Origin of the sequence: Pseudomonas monsensis (assembly GCF_014268495.2) — a bacterium.
Lineage (GTDB): Bacteria > Pseudomonadota > Gammaproteobacteria > Pseudomonadales > Pseudomonadaceae > Aquipseudomonas > Aquipseudomonas monsensis.
The window spans coordinates 1,149,420-1,168,026 of the sequence record NZ_CP077087.1 but is presented as its reverse complement, the minus strand read 5'-3'; the positions used below and the strand labels follow the sequence as shown (position 1 = coordinate 1,168,026).

At 58.8% G+C, this 18,607-nt stretch carries 15 protein-coding genes; 2 read left to right on the top strand and 13 right to left on the bottom strand.

Annotation, left to right across the window (positions count from 1 at the left end; all coding sequences use genetic code 11):
- Positions 1-4 precede the first annotated feature (4 nt).
- The 5 genes from tpiA to rlmE form a co-directional block, all read right to left on the bottom strand.
- Positions 5-760 carry a triose-phosphate isomerase gene (gene tpiA, locus HV782_RS04900; RefSeq protein WP_186746279.1) on the bottom strand — a complete coding sequence of 252 codons (756 nt, stop codon included), beginning with the start codon at positions 758-760 and terminating at the stop codon, positions 5-7.
- Positions 761-825: 65 nt separating this feature from the next.
- Positions 826-2,163, bottom strand: coding sequence for a phosphoglucosamine mutase (gene glmM, locus HV782_RS04895; protein WP_123464540.1), 1,338 nt, complete (start codon positions 2,161-2,163; stop codon positions 826-828).
- 16 nt (positions 2,164-2,179) lie between these two features.
- Positions 2,180-3,031: a dihydropteroate synthase gene (gene folP, locus HV782_RS04890; protein ID WP_123464538.1), complete on the bottom strand. Its 852-nt coding sequence runs from the start codon at positions 3,029-3,031 to the stop codon at positions 2,180-2,182.
- Between the two features lie 8 nt (positions 3,032-3,039).
- Positions 3,040-4,947 carry an ATP-dependent zinc metalloprotease FtsH gene (gene ftsH, locus HV782_RS04885; protein ID WP_123464536.1) on the bottom strand — a complete coding sequence of 636 codons (1,908 nt, stop codon included), beginning with the start codon at positions 4,945-4,947 and terminating at the stop codon, positions 3,040-3,042.
- A gap of 202 nt (positions 4,948-5,149) precedes the next feature.
- Positions 5,150-5,779: a 23S rRNA (uridine(2552)-2'-O)-methyltransferase RlmE gene (rlmE, locus tag HV782_RS04880; RefSeq protein ID WP_123464534.1), complete on the bottom strand. Its 630-nt coding sequence runs from the start codon at positions 5,777-5,779 to the stop codon at positions 5,150-5,152.
- 101 nt (positions 5,780-5,880) lie between these two features.
- On the opposite strand from rlmE, the gene HV782_RS04875 reads away from it, so the two are divergent.
- Positions 5,881-6,189 (top strand): YhbY family RNA-binding protein, encoded by a 309-nt coding sequence (locus HV782_RS04875; protein ID WP_003221534.1) that lies wholly within the window; start codon positions 5,881-5,883, stop codon positions 6,187-6,189.
- 9 nt (positions 6,190-6,198) lie between these two features.
- On the opposite strand, the gene HV782_RS04870 is transcribed toward HV782_RS04875, so the two are convergent.
- The 8 genes from HV782_RS04870 to grpE all read right to left on the bottom strand — a co-directional run bounded on the left by HV782_RS04870 (position 6,199) and on the right by grpE (position 16,672).
- Positions 6,199-6,603, bottom strand: a complete 405-nt coding sequence (locus HV782_RS04870) for an MFS transporter (protein ID WP_186746282.1) — start codon at positions 6,601-6,603, stop codon at positions 6,199-6,201.
- Between the two features lie 28 nt (positions 6,604-6,631).
- Positions 6,632-7,108, bottom strand: coding sequence for a transcription elongation factor GreA (gene greA, locus HV782_RS04865; protein ID WP_123465972.1), 477 nt, complete (start codon positions 7,106-7,108; stop codon positions 6,632-6,634).
- A 2-nt stretch (positions 7,109-7,110) separates the two neighbouring features.
- Complete coding sequence (gene carB / locus HV782_RS04860) at positions 7,111-10,332, bottom strand: carbamoyl-phosphate synthase large subunit (RefSeq protein WP_128615785.1); 3,222 nt, start codon at positions 10,330-10,332, stop codon at positions 7,111-7,113.
- Between the two features lie 126 nt (positions 10,333-10,458).
- A complete protein-coding gene (gene carA, locus HV782_RS04855; protein ID WP_123464528.1) occupies positions 10,459-11,595 on the bottom strand; it encodes a glutamine-hydrolyzing carbamoyl-phosphate synthase small subunit in 1,137 nt (378 codons plus the stop codon).
- A gap of 256 nt (positions 11,596-11,851) precedes the next feature.
- Entirely contained in the window at positions 11,852-12,655 is an 804-nt protein-coding gene (dapB, locus tag HV782_RS04850) for a 4-hydroxy-tetrahydrodipicolinate reductase (protein ID WP_016771766.1), read from the bottom strand.
- A 9-nt stretch (positions 12,656-12,664) separates the two neighbouring features.
- Positions 12,665-13,789 carry a molecular chaperone DnaJ gene (gene dnaJ, locus HV782_RS04845; protein ID WP_003221522.1) on the bottom strand — a complete coding sequence of 375 codons (1,125 nt, stop codon included), beginning with the start codon at positions 13,787-13,789 and terminating at the stop codon, positions 12,665-12,667.
- Between the two features lie 297 nt (positions 13,790-14,086).
- Positions 14,087-16,003 carry a molecular chaperone DnaK gene (gene dnaK / locus HV782_RS04840; protein ID WP_064585905.1) on the bottom strand — a complete coding sequence of 639 codons (1,917 nt, stop codon included), beginning with the start codon at positions 16,001-16,003 and terminating at the stop codon, positions 14,087-14,089.
- Between the two features lie 102 nt (positions 16,004-16,105).
- Positions 16,106-16,672, bottom strand: a complete 567-nt coding sequence (gene grpE / locus HV782_RS04835) for a nucleotide exchange factor GrpE (protein WP_123464526.1) — start codon at positions 16,670-16,672, stop codon at positions 16,106-16,108.
- Between the two features lie 240 nt (positions 16,673-16,912).
- On the opposite strand from grpE, the gene recN reads away from it, so the two are divergent.
- Positions 16,913-18,586 (top strand): DNA repair protein RecN, encoded by a 1,674-nt coding sequence (gene recN, locus HV782_RS04830; RefSeq protein WP_123464524.1) that lies wholly within the window; start codon positions 16,913-16,915, stop codon positions 18,584-18,586.
- Positions 18,587-18,607: the final 21 nt, after the last annotated feature.

Here is an 18,607-nt window from a genome sequence, read left to right as displayed (position 1 = left end):
TTTTTCAGTTTCCCGCGGCGCGACAGATCGCACCGAACTCATCTGCATTCAGGGAAGCTCCACCAATGAGCCCCCCATCGATATCCGGCATGCCGAACAGTTCGACCGCATTGGCCGCCTTCACGCTGCCGCCGTATAGAAGCCGCACACCTCGTGCGACCTCAGAATTCTCTGCCGCCAACTGCTCGCGAATGGCTTTATGCACATCCTGCGCCTGTTGCGGCGTTGCAGTCAGTCCGGTACCAATAGCCCAGACCGGCTCGTAAGCAATGACTGCCTTGGCAAAGGCACCTACACCCAGCTCCTCGATGATACTGCCCAGCTGACGCCCGACAACCTCAAGAGTTTTACCGGCTTCGCGCTGTTCAAGGGTTTCCCCTATACACAACACCGGAATCAAGCCACATGCCTGTGCCGCTGCGAACTTGCGATTCAGCATCCCGTCTCGCTCGCCCATTATCTGGCGGCGTTCGGAGTGCCCGACAAGCACCAGGGAACAACCTGCATCCCCCAACTGACTGGGAGCAATCTCACCCGTCAATGCACCTTGCATGGATTCCACCGCAGAGTTCTGCGCACCGACCGAAATCGACTTGCCTTTCAAGCCATCAATCACTTGATTGATATACAAGCAAGGCGGGAATACCGCGACATCAACACCGCTTGGCAAGGCCAGATGACGAAGGCCGTTGATCAGCTCAGCGACGCTGGCGCGGGTACCGTGCATCTTCCAGTTACCAGCTACCATAGGGCGACGCATGCTGTACCTCGTCGGTCAAAGTGGGCGCAGATGTTACCCAACACAATCATGGCTGGCAAGCCGAATCAGGCAGAAACTTCACTTACCAGTTTTGCCAGTTCTTCGGCATAGCCTCGAACCTGGGTTTCGTCCTCGCCTTCGACCATCACGCGCACCAGAGGCTCTGTCCCGGACTTGCGCAAAAGCACACGACCACGACCCGCCATCGCTTGGGTAACACGCGCACTGGCCTCCTTGACAGCCGGATGCTCGAGCGGGCTTTCACCGCCACCAAAACGCACATTGATCAGCACCTGAGGACACTTGCGCAACGCCTGCCGGGTTTGCGCCAGCCCTTCGTTTCGAGTCTTGAGCGCCATCAACACCTGCAATGCAGCGATGATCGCGTCGCCAGTCGTGGTGTGATTGAAGCAAACGATATGCCCCGAGTTTTCACCGCCGACCAACCAGTTACGCTCCAGCAACTCGGCGATCACATAGCGATCACCGACGTTGGCACGAATAAACGGAATCGAAAGATCCGCCAGCGCCAGCTCGAGCCCCAGGTTACTCATCAGAGTGCCGACTACGCCGCCCTGCAATTTGTCACGCTCATGCAGGTCACGCGCGATGATGAACAACAACTCGTCACCATCGACAATGGCGCCCGTGTGATCAACCATCAGCACCCGGTCACCATCGCCATCGAAGGCAATCCCCAGATCGGCGTGCTCAGCCATCACTGCCGCCTGCAACTGCCCCATATGGGTCGAGCCGCAGTTTTCATTGATGTTCAGGCCGTTCGGCTGCGCTGACAAGACGACAACTTCTGCGCCCAGCTCGCGAAAGACGCTCGGCGCCACCTTATAGGTCGCACCATGGGCACAGTCGATGACAATCCTCAGGCCGGCAAAACTGGTGCCGGTCGGCACACTGCTTTTACAGAATTCGATGTAGCGACCGGAGGCGTCATTGATGCGCGACACCTTGCCGATCTTGCTCGACTCGACCACGGTCATCGGCGTATCGAGCAACTCTTCGATCATCAGCTCCAGCTCATCGGGCAACTTGGTGCCTTTGCCGGAGAAGAACTTGATGCCGTTATCGTCATGCGGGTTGTGCGAAGCACTGATCACGATGCCGGCCTCAGCCTGGAACGTGCGCGACAGGTAGGCAATCGCCGGCGTCGGCATCGGTCCGAGCAGCATCACATCGGCGCCCGCCGATGTCAGACCGGCCTCGAGCGCCGATTCGAACATATAACCGGAAATCCGCGTGTCCTTGCCGACCAGCACCTTGCAGGCGCCCATCTTGCGGAACGCCATGCCGGCAGCCCAGCCGAGCTTGAGCATGAAGTCAGGAGTAATCGGGTATTCACCGACGCGACCACGAATGCCGTCGGTACCAAAATATTTCTTGCTCATAAGTGCTCCATCATTCTTATTCGGCTGATTCCACGGCTTCGATCATCCGCACCACATCTACCGTTTCCGCCACATCATGGACCCGCAATATACGCGCACCTTTGACCGACGCCAGTGCCGCCAGCGCCAGACCGCCATGCAGACGCTCGCCCACGGGACGATTCAATGCATGTCCGATCATGCTCTTGCGCGAAACACCAACCAACAACGGCCGCCCCAGCGCATGCAGGGCTTCCATATGCTTGAACAAGCTTAGATTGTGCTGCAGGGTTTTGGCGAAACCGAAACCGGGGTCGAGAATGATCCGATTGGCCGGGATACCCGCCAATGCACATTGAGCCATGCGCTCTGCGAGAAACTCGCCGACTTCCCGGGTGACATCCTGATACTGCGGATTGTCCTGCATGTCGCCAGGCTCACCCAGCATATGCATCAGGCACACCGGCAGGCCAGTGGCGGCGGCTGCGTCCAGCGCACCATCGCGCTGCAGGGAGCGCACATCGTTGATCAACCCTGCACCCAGTCGCGCAGTTTCACGCATGACCGCCGGCGTTGAAGTGTCAACCGAGATAACCACATCCAGTTCGCGATTGATCAATTCAACGACGGGCGCCACGCGCTCCAGCTCCTCCAGAGGAGAAACCGCTCGCGCACCTGGCCGGGTCGATTCGCCGCCGACATCAATCAGCGTCGCGCCAGCCAACACCATGGCTTCGGCATGGCGCAAGGCTGCGTCGTGCTGGCTGTAACGGCCACCATCAGAGAAAGAATCGGGAGTGACATTGAGAATGCCCATGACGTGTGTCCGGGCCAAATCAAGAACCCGGTTGCCGCAAGGCAACCGGGTCAGGGACTGTACAGAAGTCATTTCAAACCTTAAACGTCAGCAGCCGGACCGCCGATCGGTGTTTCCGGACGCTCGTCCTGAACCACTGGAGGTGGAGGTGTACCCGTGCCGCCGGACCAGTCGCGAGGCTCGCGAGGAGTACGACCCGCCATGATGTCGTCGATCTGTTCAGCGTCGATCGTTTCGTACTTCATCAACGCATCAGCCATGGCGTCGAGCTTGTCACGGTTGTCCGTGAGGATCTGCTTGGCCGTGCCGTAGCACTGGTCGATGATGCTGCGCACCTCGGAGTCGATCAGCTTGGCTGTCTCGCCGGAGAAGCTGGCACTCTGACCGCCACCGCCGCGACCGAGGAACACCTCGCCTTCTTCTTCGGCATACATCAGCGGGCCGAGCTTTTCCGACAGACCCCACTTGGTCACCATGTTCCGTGCAATCTGGCTGGCACGCATGATGTCGTTGGACGCGCCGGTGGTGACACCGTCAAAGCCCAGGGTCATCTCTTCAGCGATACGGCCGCCGTACAGCGAGCAGATCTGGCTGATCAATGCACGTTTGGACAGGCTGTAGCGATCCTCTTCCGGCAGGAACATGGTTACACCCAGCGCGCGACCACGCGGAATGATCGACACCTTGTACACCGGATCATGCTCTGGCACTACACGACCGACGATAGCGTGGCCGGCTTCATGATAAGCAGTGTTCTGCTTTTCCTTCTCGGACATGACCATCGACTTGCGCTCGGCGCCCATCATGATCTTGTCTTTGGCCAGTTCGAACTCTTTCATTTCAACGATGCGTTTGCCGCTACGCGCAGCGAACAGCGACGCTTCGTTGACCAGGTTAGCCAGGTCAGCACCAGAGAAGCCCGGAGTACCACGCGCGATAACGGCCGGAGCAACGTCGTCACCCATTGGCACTTTGCGCATGTGAACCTTGAGGATCTGCTCGCGACCACGGATGTCCGGCAAGCCAACCACCACCTGACGGTCGAAACGGCCCGGACGCAGCAGCGCCGGGTCAAGCACGTCAGGACGGTTGGTGGCAGCGATTACAATGATGCCGTCGTTCATCTCGAAGCCGTCCATCTCTACCAGCAACTGGTTGAGAGTCTGCTCGCGCTCGTCATGACCGCCGCCCATGCCGGCGCCACGATGGCGACCGACGGCGTCGATTTCGTCGATGAAGATGATGCAAGGCGCGTGTTTCTTCGCCTGCTCGAACATGTCACGTACGCGGCTGGCACCGACACCGACGAACATCTCGACGAAGTCAGAACCGGAAATGGTGAAGAACGGCACCTTGGCTTCGCCGGCAATCGCTTTGGCCAGCAGGGTTTTACCGGTACCCGGAGGGCCGACCATCAGCACACCGCGAGGAATGCGACCGCCCAGACGCTGGAACTTGCCCGGATCACGGAGGAACTCAACCAGTTCACCCACTTCTTCCTTGGCTTCGTCGCAACCGGCAACGTCAGCCAATGTGGTTTTCACCTGGTCTTCAGACAACAGACGCGCCTTGCTCTTGCCAAAGCTCATCGGCCCGCCCTTGCCACCGGCACCACCCTGCATCTGGCGCATGAAGAACATGAACACCGCGATGATCACCAGGATCGGGAAGCTGGCCACCAGAAGCTGGGTCCAGATGCTTTGCTGCTCAGGCTGCTTGCCTTCGACCACGACGTGATTGTCGACCAGGTCGCCGATCAGGCCATTGTCCTGGATCGCCGGACGAATGGTCTTGAAGCTGTCGCCATCGTTGCGCTTACCGGTAATCACATAGCCATCAACGGCTACGCGCTCGACCTTGCCATCCTTGACCTGCTGGATGAAGTCGGAATAGTTGAGGGTCTGCGGCTCGTTAGGGCTGGAGAAGTTGTTCATCACCGTCACGAGGACTGCCGCGATGATCAACCACAGGATCAGATTCTTTGCCATATCGTTCAATTAACTACCCTCTGAAGCAAGCTCCGCTACTGGCGCGCGCTTCGCATGATATTCACCGGCCTAACTTACTACATTACCTACAACTCTGGCAGGCGCTGTCTGTAACCCTTTGTGAAACACTTTCTACACAATATTCGCTTATGCACACGGGGCAAAATACGAAAAACCTATCACCCCGGCAAAAAACCTCGTGTTACTCACTACGCCCGCGGTAACCCCAGGCCAGCATGTACTGCTCGCGGGAACTGCCGCGGGAGGAGTCTGGCTTGATCATCTGGATCTTGTCGAATTTCCGACGAGCATCCTTCAGGTAAACATCAAAACCTTCGCCCTGAAAAATCTTGATCACGAAATTGCCACCCGGCTTGAGTATCCGTTCCGCCAGATCAAGCGCCAGTTCACAAAGGAACATGGCTTTTGGCATGTCCACTTCAGGCGTACCACTCATATTGGGGGCCATATCGGAAATCACAAGGTCTACCTGCGAATTACCCACGGCCTCAAGGATCCGCGCGAGCACTTCGTCCTCGGTGAAGTCCCCCTGAATGAAATTCACGTCCGGAATACTGTCCATTTCCAGAATGTCCGAGGCGATCAGGCGCCCCTGACCACCGATCAACCGGCTCGTGACCTGCGACCAGCCACCGGGCGCCGCGCCCAGGTCGACAACGCTCATGCCGGAACGGATCAACTTGTATTTCTCCTGGATCTCCAGAAGCTTGTAACTCGCACGCGAGCGGTAGCCATCCTTCTGCGCTTGCTTCACATAGGGATCGTTGACATGTCTTTTCAGCCAACCAAGGCTTGTCTTGGAACGCGCCATTGGGCACCTCGATGATAAGGGTCGTGATTAATTGGGCGGATCCACGAACCCTCGGGTAAAATGGCCGCCATTTTACAGAATCCAGACGAAAGGGTCAGATTATGCCGCTCACTCCAGAGCAGAAGAAACAGTACAAATCCATTGGCCACCATCTGAAACCAGTTTTGACTGTGGCTGACAACGGTTTGACTGAAGGTGTGCTAGCCGAACTTGAACGCGCCCTGGCGGATCACGAGCTGATCAAGATCAAGCTCAATATCCTCGATCGCGAGTCGCGCCTGGCGCACATTGCAGAGCTGTGCAAGGTCGGCAAAGCGGACCTGGTACAGGTCATCGGCAAGATGGCACTGGTTTACCGCAAGAACTTCAGCGTCAACAAGCAGCTGTCGAACGTTCATCGCTTCAAGTGATGACAAGGGTCAAGGGTGTGCTTCGCGCACCCTGCCACCCCATCCCGGCACCGGTTGCAGCACCAGCACCAGCCCGGAAAACCCCAGGATCAGAAAGCTGAACACCTGCCAGCGCTGCGCATCCGGCCAGCCGACACGTATTGCGACAAACATCGCGCACGCATACAACGCCATCAGCAGCACCTGACCGCGAAAATCCCGCCATAGACTGACAAGGCCTTCGGCCTGTACCAGCACCAAAGCCTGAAAAATCACGCATGCGGCGGCGAATCCCACCACCAGCACTTCAAATGCACTGGCCACTTCATCGACCAACAGCGGTGCCAGGCCGATTTTGCCCAACACCGGCTGCAAGCCAAGATGAATCAGCCATAGACCGCCGACCCAAAGCATCTGGGTCAGCTGCCAAAGCATGGCGCCCGCACGCAGCGGGCGCCCGTTTTCAGATGTGACGGACTTCGACAATCTCGTACTCGATAACGCCACTTGGCGTTTTCACGGCAACCACATCGCCCTCTTCCTTGCCGATCAGGGCACGGGCCAGCGGCGAGCCGACCGAAATCTTGCCGAGTTTGAAGTCAGCCTCATCCTCACCCACGATGTGGTAAGTGACGCTTTCATCCGTCTCGACGTTAGCGATTTCGACGGTGGTCCCGAAGATCACTTTGCCAGTGTGCGCAATGGTCGTGACGTCGATGATGACCTGATTCTGAATCCGGCCTTCGATGTCACGAATCCGCGCCTCGACCATGCCTTGCTGTTCGCGGGCGGCATGGTATTCAGCGTTTTCTTTCAAGTCACCCAACTCGCGGGCCGTACCGATATCCTGGCTGAGCTTCGGACGGACGACCTTGGTCAGGTGAGCATGCTCTTCTTCCAGGGCGCGAGCGCCCTGAACAGTCATTGGGTACTTGGTTATGCTCATGCCTTCAATCCTGCGTGTAGATCCTGCAAGCGGCGCACGGTCTTCTCGGGACCGAACTTCAACGCTTCACAGATAGCTTCGCCCGCAGCAATGGTCGTGGTGCAGTAAATCTTGTGCTGCAGGGCATTACGACGAATGGAGTACGAATCAGCGATCGACTGACGACCTTCAGTGGTGTTGATGATCAGCGTGACTTCGTCATTCTTGATCATGTCGACCACGTGCGGACGACCCTCGGTCACCTTGTTCACACGGCGCACTTTCAGGCCTGCGGCTTCGATCAGCTTGGCAGTCCCGGCAGTGGCAACCACTTCGAAGCCCAAGTTGATCAGATCACGGGCCACGCCTGCAACCAGTGGCTTGTCATCGTCACGCACGCTGATGAACGCGGTACCACCAGTCGGTAGCACTTCGCTGGCGCCCATCTGGGCCTTGGCGAAAGCTTCACCGAAAGTGTCGCCGACGCCCATCACTTCACCGGTGGACTTCATCTCTGGGCCGAGGATCGGGTCCACACCAGGGAATTTGGCGAACGGGAACACCGCCTCTTTCACACTGTAGAAGTTCGGGATGATTTCTTTGGTGAAGCCGATTTCCTGCAGGGTCTTACCGGCCATCACGCGCGCAGCGATCATGGCCAGGGAGACACCGATGCACTTGGAAACGAACGGCACAGTACGGGAAGCGCGCGGGTTGACTTCAATGACGTAGATGTCTTCGCCCTGCAACGCCAGTTGCACGTTCATCAGGCCGACAACGCCCAGTTCCAGGGCCATTTTCTTGACCTGTTCGCGCATCTCGTCCTGGATGTGCGCCGGCAGCGAGTAAGGCGGTAGCGAGCACGCGGAGTCACCGGAGTGAACACCCGCCTGTTCGATGTGCTGCATGATCGCGCCGATCACCACGTCTTTGCCGTCGCAGACCGCATCCACGTCCATCTCGATGGCGCAGTTGAGGAAGTGGTCGAGCAGCACCGGGCTGTCGTTGGACACTTGCACCGCGTCACGCAGGTAGCGCTTGAGTTCGTCTTCCTTGTACACGATTTCCATCGCACGACCGCCCAGTACATAGGACGGACGCACCACCAGCGGGTAACCGATCTTGGCGGCAGCACGAACAGCTTCGTCTTCGCTGCGCACGGTGGCGTTTGGCGGCTGACGCAGGTTCAGGCGCTCAACCATTTGCTGGAAGCGCTCACGGTCTTCGGCACGGTCAATGGCGTCAGGGCTGGTACCGATGATCGGCACGCCAGCAGCTTCCAGGGCTCGCGCCAGTTTCAGCGGAGTCTGGCCGCCGTACTGGACGATCACGCCTTTCGGCTTCTCGACGCGGCAGATTTCCAGCACGTCTTCCAGGGTAACCGGCTCGAAGTACAGGCGGTCGGAAGTGTCGTAGTCAGTGGAAACGGTTTCCGGGTTGCAGTTGACCATGATGGTTTCGTAGCCGTCTTCGCGCAGTGCGAGGGCAGCATGTACGCAGCAGTAGTCGAACTCGATGCCTTGGCCGATACGGTTCGGACCGCCGCCCAGGATCATGATCTTGTCACGACCCGACGGTGCGGCTTCGCACTCTTCCTCGTACGTCGAGTAGAGGTACGCGGTGTCGGTGGCGAACTCGGCGGCGCAGGTGTCAACGCGCTTGTAGACCGGGAATACTTCCAGCTTCTGGCGGTGAGTACGCAGGTTTTTCTCGGTCACACCCAGCAGCTTGGCCAGGCGCTGATCGGAGAAGCCTTTGCGCTTGAGCTTGAACATCAGATCGCGGTCGATCGCGGACAGACCGAGGGTCTTGACCTTCTCTTCGTCCTTGATGAGATCTTCGATCTGCACCAGGAACCAAGGGTCGATCATGTTCATGGCGAAGATTTCTTCGACAGTCATGCCGGCACGGAAAGCGTCTGCCACGTACCAGATGCGCTCGGCACCCGGCACGGTCAGTTCGCGCTTGAGCACGCTCATGCTTTCCGGATTGCTCAGGTCGAGCTTCTCGTCCAGACCGCAAACGCCCACTTCCAGGCCGCGCAGGGCTTTCTGCAGGGATTCCTGGAAGGTCCGGCCGATGGCCATGACTTCACCGACCGACTTCATCTGAGTGGTCAGACGTGCGTCAGCCTTGGCGAATTTTTCGAAGGCGAAGCGAGGCAGCTTGGTCACGACGTAGTCGATCGACGGCTCGAAGGACGCCGGGGTCTTGCCGCCGGTGATGTCGTTCGACAGTTCGTCGAGGGTGTAACCCACAGCCAGCTTGGCCGCGACTTTGGCGATCGGGAAACCGGTGGCTTTCGAAGCCAGCGCCGAGGAGCGCGATACACGCGGGTTCATTTCGATCACGACCATACGGCCAGTGTTCGGGCAGATACCGAATTGCACGTTGGAACCGCCAGTCTCGACGCCGATCTCGCGCAGTACCGCCAGGGAGGCGTTACGCAGGATCTGGTATTCCTTGTCGGTCAGGGTCTGTGCCGGAGCAACAGTGATCGAGTCACCGGTGTGCACGCCCATCGGGTCGAAGTTCTCGATCGAGCAGACGATGATGCAGTTGTCCTTTTTGTCGCGGACAACTTCCATTTCATATTCTTTCCAGCCGATCAGCGATTCGTCGATCAGCAGTTCTTTGGTCGGCGACAGGTCCAGACCGCGAGCGCAGATTTCTTCGAACTCTTCACGGTTGTATGCGATACCGCCACCGGTGCCGCCCATGGTGAAGGACGGACGGATGATGCACGGGAAGCCCAGGGTTTCGAGAACCGCGTTGGCTTCTTCCATGCTGTGGGCGATACCCGAACGCGGGCACGCCAGGCCGATGGACTTCATCGCCTTGTCGAAACGCGAACGGTCTTCAGCCTTGTCGATGGTGTCGGCGTTGGCGCCGATCATTTCTACGCCGAACTTCTCCAGAACGCCTTCGCGTTCCAGGTCCAGGGCGCAGTTCAGAGCCGTCTGGCCGCCCATGGTTGGCAGTACCGCGTCCGGACGCTCTTTTTCGATGATCTTGGCAACGGTCTGCCACTTGATCGGCTCGATGTAGGTGGCGTCGGCCATGTCCGGGTCGGTCATGATGGTGGCCGGGTTGGAGTTCACCAGGATGACGCGGTAACCCTCTTCGCGCAGGGCTTTACAAGCCTGGGCGCCGGAGTAGTCGAATTCGCAGGCCTGGCCGATAACGATCGGGCCAGCGCCGAGAATCAGGATGCTTTTAATGTCTGTACGTTTTGGCATGGGTTTGTCACTCAAATCCGCAGGTCAGTCGGCAAGCCGTCTTGATCGATTTCTGAAGCCTCGAAGGGGCCGCCGGGGTCGGGGCCGCCCTCGAGGGGCTTCTCTCTACAGTCTCAAGGCGAACGCTTAGCGTCGCTTGGCCATCTCGTTGATGAAGCGGTCAAACAGTGGCGCCACGTCGTTCGGGCCCGGGCTCGCTTCAGGGTGACCCTGGAAGCTGAACGCGCTCTTGTCGGTGCGCTCGATGCCTTGCAGGGTACCGTCGAACAGCGATTTGTGGATCGCACGCACGTTGGCCGGCAAGGTTTCTTCGTCTACCGCGAAGCCGTGGTTCTGGCTGGTGATCATCACGACGCCAGTGTCGAGATCCTGTACCGGGTGGTTGGCACCGTGGTGGCCGTGGCCCATTTTCAGGGTCTTGGCGCCGGAGGCCAGAGCCAGCAACTGGTGACCGAGGCAGATGCCGAATACCGGGATTTCGGTTTCCAGCACTTCCTTGATCGCCTTGATCGCGTAGTCGCAAGGCTCCGGATCACCAGGGCCGTTGGACAGAAACACGCCGTCCGGCTTCAGTGCCAGTACGTCGGCAGCCGGAGTTTGTGCCGGCACCACGGTGACGCGGCAGCCGCGCTCGACCAGCATGCGCAGGATGTTCAGCTTGACGCCGTAGTCGTAGGCAACCACGTGGTAAGGCAGCTCGGAAGCGTCGATGGTCGCGTGGCTGTCGGTCTTCAGATCCCAGACAGTCGAGCGCCATTCGTATTGAGTCTTGGTGCTGACGACTTTCGCCAGATCCATGCCCTTGAGGCCCGGGAAGCCTTGCGCGGCGGCGATTGCAGCTTCTTCGGAGATGTTGTCGCCGGCCATGATGCAGCCGTTCTGTGCGCCTTTTTCACGCAGGATGCGGGTCAGGCGACGGGTGTCGATACCGGCGATCGCCACAACATTGTTGGCTTTCAGGTAATCGGACAGGGACATCGTGTTACGCCAGTTGCTCGCTACCAGCGGCAGGTCACGAATGACCAGGCCAGCGGACCAGACGCGGTCGGACTCGGCGTCTTCCGGCGTGGTGCCGGTGTTGCCGATGTGCGGGTAAGTCAGGGTCACGATCTGTTGGGCGTAGGAAGGATCGGTAAGGATTTCCTGATAGCCGGTCATTGCGGTGTTGAACACCACCTCACCAACGGTTTGACCGTCGGCTCCAATGGCTTCGCCGCGAAAAATGCTGCCATCAGCAAGGGCGAGTATGGCTGGCTTAGTCAAGAAGACCTCCCGTAAATAACGCATGAAAGGGCAATCGCAGGTTGTAAAAAAGCGGAGTGACGTATGGACACGTCACCCCGCTTCTTCACTGAATTATTCTGCGCGCTTTTAGTGGACACACTAAAGCTGTAGCTTACAGAAAAAGGCTTTTTTGGTCCACCGCTAAAGAGCCTAAAAGGCCGGAGAATGCGACAGGTCGTCGCTCAGCGGGAAAAACCGGCGCAAACAGGGCGTTTGCACCGGGTTAAACAGGGGCTTAACGCAGGTCGAGCACGTCTTGCATGTCGTACAGACCCGGCTCGCGACCGTCCAGCCACAGCGCCGCACGTACCGCGCCTTTGGCGAACGTCATGCGGCTCGATGCCTTGTGCGTGATCTCGACACGCTCGCCATCAGCGGCGAACAGCACGGTGTGATCACCCACGATGTCGCCCGCACGCACGGTAGCGAAACCAATGGTTTCACGCTCACGCGCACCGGTCTGACCTTCGCGACCGTAGACCGCAACCTTTTTCAGGTCACGCCCCAACGCATCGGCAATCACTTCACCCATGCGCACAGCGGTGCCCGACGGCGCATCGACCTTGTGGCGATGGTGAGCTTCCATGATTTCGATATCGACATCATCACCCAGCACCCGCGCAGCCGTGTCGAGCAGCTTCAGGCACAGGTTGACACCCACACTGAAGTTGGCGGCGAAGACAATTGGAATGTCCTTGCCCGCTTCGGCCAGCAATTGCTTTTCTTCGACACTGAAACCGGTCGTGCCGATGATCATCGCCTTGCCGTGCTTGCGGCAGAACGCGAGATTCTTCAGGGTCACGGTCGGGTGAGTGAAGTCGATCAGCACGTCGAACTCTTCGACCACGCGATCCAGATCACCGGACAACGGCACACCGATCCGGCCCAGCGCTGCCAGCTCACCGGCATCCGCACCGACCAGCGTGCTGTCGGGACGATCCACCGCCGCCGTCAGACCGGCACCCGGCGTTTGCTGCACCGCTTCAATCAGGGTTTTGCCCATGCGCCCGGCGGCGCCCATCACTGCAATACGTCGCATGCCGACTCCTTACAAATCGCCGAAGAAGCGCTTTACACCGTCGAACCAACCGGTGGTTTTCGGCGAGTGGCTGTTGTCGTCGGCCAGGGAGCTGCGGAACTCTTCCAGCAGTTCGCGCTGACGACGGTTCAGGTTGACCGGGGTTTCGACGGCCACGCGGCACATCAGATCGCCCGCACCGCCGCCACGCACTGGCGCCACGCCTTTGCCACGCACGCGGAACTGCTTGCCGGTCTGGGTGCCTTCGGGGATTTTCAGTTTGACGCGACCGTCGAGGGTCGGAATTTCCAGCTCGCCGCCCAATGCCGCATCGACGAAGCTGATCGGCACTTCGCAGAACAGATGCTTGCCATCACGCTGGAAGATGTCGTGTTCGCGCACATTGATGACGACATACAGATCGCCCGTCGGACCACCCTGCGTACCCGCCTCACCTTCGCCGGACAGACGAATGCGGTCACCGGTATCGACGCCGGCCGGCACTTTGACCGAAAGGGTCTTGTACTCTTCGACACGACCGTCGCCGTGGCAAGAGTCGCACGGATCGGAAATGATCTTGCCCTGGCCATGGCAACGCGGGCAGGTCTGTTGTACCGAGAAGAAGCCTTGCTGCATGCGCACCTGGCCGATGCCGCCGCAGGTCGGGCACGTCGACGGCGACGAGCCTTTCTTCGCGCCGGAACCGTCGCACGGCTTGCAGTTGACCAGTGTCGGAACGCGGATGTTCACGGTGGTGCCGCGTACCGCTTCTTCCAGATTCAGTTCCAGGGTGTAGCGCAAATCGCTGCCACGCTGGGCGCCACCACGGGAACCGCCGCGACCGCCACCGAAGAAGTCACTGAAGACATCGCCAAAGATGTCAGAGAAGTTCTGCCCGCCGAAACCGGCGCCACCGCCACCCATGCTCGGGTCGACGCCGGCATGACCGTATTGGTCGTAGGCCGCGCGCTTGCTGGAATCGGACAATACTTCGTAGGCCTCATTGGCCTCTTTGAACAGTTCTTCCGACGCTTTGTCATCGGGATTACGGTCCGGGTGATGCTTCATCGCCAGGCGGCGATAGGCCTTCTTCAAGTCCGCGTCGCTGGATCCACGCTCAACACCCAACACTTCGTAATAGTCACGCTTTGCCATAAGTTCTTTGCACTCTTGAGGACGTCCGGCAAACCCCTCCTGAGGATGGCCAAACTCGTTGAGCCCCAATACAGGCCCGGACCCAACTCACGTCAATTCAACGATCCTGGTCTTTGTTTCTTGTGGTACTTGCGGCGCGGAAAGCAGGAGCATTCCCGGCCATACCAGCAACACGCGAGGCTTGTCGCATGTTGTAAAAATTCACGTATTCCAGATACGCCAACGCGGGAGCAAGCTCCCGCGCGGCGACATCCTACCAGTCACCGCCGCAAGGCAGTCAACCGGCCGACCAACAACTTACTTGTGGTCTTTGACTTCTTCAAACTCGGCATCGACAACATCGTCGGCCTTTTCAGCTTTCTCGTCGTGCGGCGCCGCGCCTTCAGCAGGCTGAGCCTGTTCGGCGTACATCTTCTGGGCAACCGGAGCCGAGACTTTCGACAGCTCTTCAACCTTGGCTTCGATGGCAGCCTTGTCGTCGCCTTTTACAGCGGCTTCCAGTGCAACCACGGCAGCTTCGATCGCGGTCTTCTCTTCAGCGGTGACTTTGTCGCCCGCGTCAGCAACCATTTTGCGCGTCGAGTGAACCAGAGCATCACCCTGGTTACGGGCAGCGGCCAGCTCTTCGAACTTGCGGTCTTCCTCGGCATTCGCCTCGGCGTCACGCACCATGCGCTCGATCTCTTCGTCGGACAGACCGGAGTTGGCCTTGATCACGATGGACTGAGTCTTGCCGGTTGCCTTGTCTTTCGCGCCGACGTGCAGGATGCCGTTGGCGTCGATGTCGAAGGTCACTTCGATCTGCGGCACGCCACGTGGAGCAGGTGGAATGTCGGCCAGGTCGAACTTGCCCAGAGACTTGTTCTGCGCCGCTTGCTTACGCTCGCCTTGCAGGACGTGAATGGTCACAGCGCCCTGGTTGTCGTCGGCAGTCGAGAACACTTGCGATTTCTTGGTAGGAATCGTGGTGTTTTTCTCGATCAGCGCGGTCATCACGCCACCCATGGTTTCGATACCCAGGGTCAGCGGGCTGACGTCGAGCAGCAGAACGTCTTTCACGTCACCGGCCAGAACCGCGCCCTGGATCGCAGCACCCATGGCAACTGCTTCATCCGGGTTAACGTCTTTACGAGCTTCTTTACCGAAGAAATCGGTCACCAGCTTCTGTACCAGCGGCATACGGGTCTGACCGCCGACCAGAATCACGTCGTTGATCGCGCCAACGTCGATACCGGCGTCTTTCATGGCGATGCGGCAAGGCTCGATGGTGCGCTGAACCAGGTCTTCAACCAGTGCTTCGAGCTTGGCACGCGAGATCTTCACGTTCAGGTGCTTAGGACCGGTCGCGTCTGCAGTGATGTACGGCAGGTTGACGTCGGTCGACTGAGCGGACGACAGCTCGATCTTGGCTTTCTCAGCGGCTTCTTTCAGGCGCTGCATGGCCAGCGGGTCACCTTTGAGGTTCATGCCGCTTTCTTTCTTGAATTCGTCAACGAGGTAGTCGATCAGACGAATGTCGAAGTCTTCACCGCCGAGGAAGGTGTCACCGTTGGTGGCCAACACTTCGAACTGGTGCTCGCCGTCAACTTCAGCGATCTCGATCACGGAAACGTCGAAAGTACCGCCACCCAGGTCGTAAACGATCACGGTGTGATCGCCCTTGGCCTTGTCCATACCGTAAGCCAGAGCAGCTGCGGTTGGTTCGTTGATGATACGTTTAACGTCCAGACCGGCAATGCGGCCGGCGTCTTTGGTCGCCTGACGCTGGCTGTCGTTGAAGTAGGCCGGAACGGTGATTACCGCTTCGGTCACTGGCTCGCCGAGGTAGTCTTCGGCGGTCTTCTTCATCTTCTTCAGGATTTCAGCCGATATTTGTGGCGGTGCCATTTTCTGGCCGTTCACTTCTACCCAGGCGTCGTTGTTGTCAGCCTTGACGATCTTGTAAGGGACCATCTGGATGTCTTTTTGCACAACTTCTTCGTCGAAACGACGACCGATCAGACGCTTTACTGCGTACAGGGTGTTGTGCGGGTTGGTCACTGCCTGACGCTTGGCCGACTGACCTACCAGGATTTCGCCATCGTTGGCGTAAGCGATGATCGACGGCGTGGTGCGCGCGCCTTCAGCGTTTTCAATAACCTTGGCCTTGCCGTTTTCCAGCACGGAGACGCAGGAGTTGGTAGTCCCCAGGTCGATACCGATAATTTTGCCCATGTTCACTCTCCCGAAACTTTGGATTTTGTTGCCGCAGCAGTGGTGGCTAACTGCGGTAATACTTAAACGCTTGACTTCTAAATGGGGGCCTTGCGGCTAATTTCAAGCCTTCTCGTCAATCGAAGGCGAAATTGGCGCTGGCGCCTTGCTGACCACAACCATGGCCGGACGCAACAGGCGACCGTTGAGCTGATAACCCTTCTGGAACACCTTCAGAACGCTGTTCGGCTCTACGTCGGCACTTTCTTGCATGGCCATCGCCTGATGATGAACGGCGTTGAACGGTTCGCCATGCGGGTCGATCGCTTCAAGCTGATAACGCTTGAGGGTGTCGTGGAACATTTTCAAGGTCAGTTCGATGCCTTCACGCATCGGACGGATGCTTTCGTCGTCCGGGCTCGACAGCTCGAGACCGCGCTCCAGGCTGTCGACGATCGGCAGCAGGTCGCCGGCGAATTTTTCCAGCGCAAACTTGTGCGCCTTCTCGACATCCTGTTCGGCACGGCGACGGACGTTCTGCAGATCGGCAGCTACACGCAGAGACTGATCCTGCGCGGCGGCCAATTGCTCTTCGAGCACTTGTACACGGGTCGCCAGGTCGTCACCCGAGCCTTCGGGCGCCTGATTGGCTTCTGGGTTTTGCGTATCTACTGTCTGTTCGTCAGCCATAGAATTCTCCTTTCAATTTCGTCCGCGAGCCTGACTCGCGCTTCTGCCCCGATATATGGGGCCGCAAAATCAGGCTTCAAGGGCTGTCGATGATTAACCCTACAAAAAAGTGCCGCATTCTCATTACCGGATGCGCTAAGCAGTTTTTGAGTTCAAGCAAATCGAGCTAAGGAAGGGCATTGTCAGCCCGAAACAAAACACTGTATAAATAACCAGACCTTAAGCCTGGGAGCGGCCTTCATGCTGGTGCACCTGTCCGTACACAACTACGCCATCGTTGAACATCTCGATCTCGAACTTGATCGCGGGATGAGCGTGATCACAGGGGAAACCGGCGCCGGCAAGTCGATCATGCTCGACGCTCTGGGCCTGACCCTCGGCGATCGCGCCGACAGCGGCGTGGTTCGCCCCGGCGCCGACAAGGCCGACATCCTCGCCACCTTCGACCTGGTGGACATCCCTGAAGCCCATGCCTGGCTGGCCGAGCGCGACCTGGACATCGACGGCCCGTGCATCCTGCGCCGGGTCATCACCTCCGAAGGTCGTTCCCGCGGCTATATCAATGGCACGCCCTGCCCGCTCGGCGATCTGAAGTCGCTCGGCGAGTTGTTGATCGACATCCACAGCCAGCATGAACACCAGTCGCTGCTGAAGACCGATACTCATCGCCGTTTGCTCGACGAATATGCAGGCGCCACCGACCTGGCCCGTCAGGTTCAACTGGCCGCCCAGCGCTGGCGCCAGACGCGTCAGGAGCTTGAGCGACTGTCCAACTCCGGCGACGAGCAACGCGCTCGCCACCAACTGCTCAGCTATCAGCTGGAAGAACTGGAGAATCTCGGCCTCGGCGAAAACGAACTCGAGCAACTGGAGCAGGAACACAAGAACCTGACAAACGCCGAGACCCTGCTGGGCATTTGCCGACAAGTGGTCGAGCAATGCAGCGAGAGCGATTCCGGCAATGTGCTGAACGCGCTGACCGCCAGCCTCAATCGCCTGTCGAGCGTGAACAACTCGGTCGGCGCACTGGGCGAAGCCAGCAGCCTGCTCACCAGCGCGCAGATTCAAGTGGAAGAAGCCGTCGGCGAGCTCAATCGCTTCCTCGATAACTTCGATGCCGACCCGGCCCGCCTGCAATATTTGGAGGAGCGCCTCGACGCGATCTATACCTTGGCTCGCAAGCACCGGATCCAGCCGACCGAAGTCGGAGAAATGCAGCAAAAGCTGCTGGATGAAATAGAAACCCTCAACGCCAACGATGAATCCATCGAGCGCCTGGGCGAGGAACTGGCTTCCTATGCCCGCCACTATCAGGAAAAAGCCCGAGAGCTGAGCGATCTGCGCCATCAGGCCGCCGGCAGTCTCGCCAGCGCGGTTGAGCAGGAAATTCAGCGCCTGGGCATGCCTGGTGGTCGATTCACCATCGAACTGCGGGCCAATAGCAGTGACGAACTATTGCCTAACGGCCTCGAACAGGTCGAACTGCTGGTCAGCGCCAACCCCGGCCAGCCGCTCAAGGCACTGGCGAAAGTGGCCTCCGGTGGTGAGCTGTCGCGGATCAGCCTGGCGATTCAGGTGATCACCGCGCAAACCTCTCGCGTACCGACCCTGGTATTCGACGAAGTGGATGTGGGGATTGGCGGGCCAACCGCTGAAATCGTCGGCCAGTTGTTGCGTCGGCTCGGCGAACGCGGGCAGGTCCTGACCGTGACGCACTTGCCGCAAGTGGCGGCGCAAGGGCATCAACATCTGTTCGTGCACAAGGTGCGCGGCGAACAGGCGACGCATACCGCCGTTTCCAAATTGAGCAAAAACGACCGTATAGAAGAAGTTGCACGGATGCTGGGCGGGATCGACCTGACCAAGGAGTCGCTGGCGCACGCCAAGAAAATGGTCGTTACCGCGAAAGCCTGAGCGCCGAAACAGGTACGACAG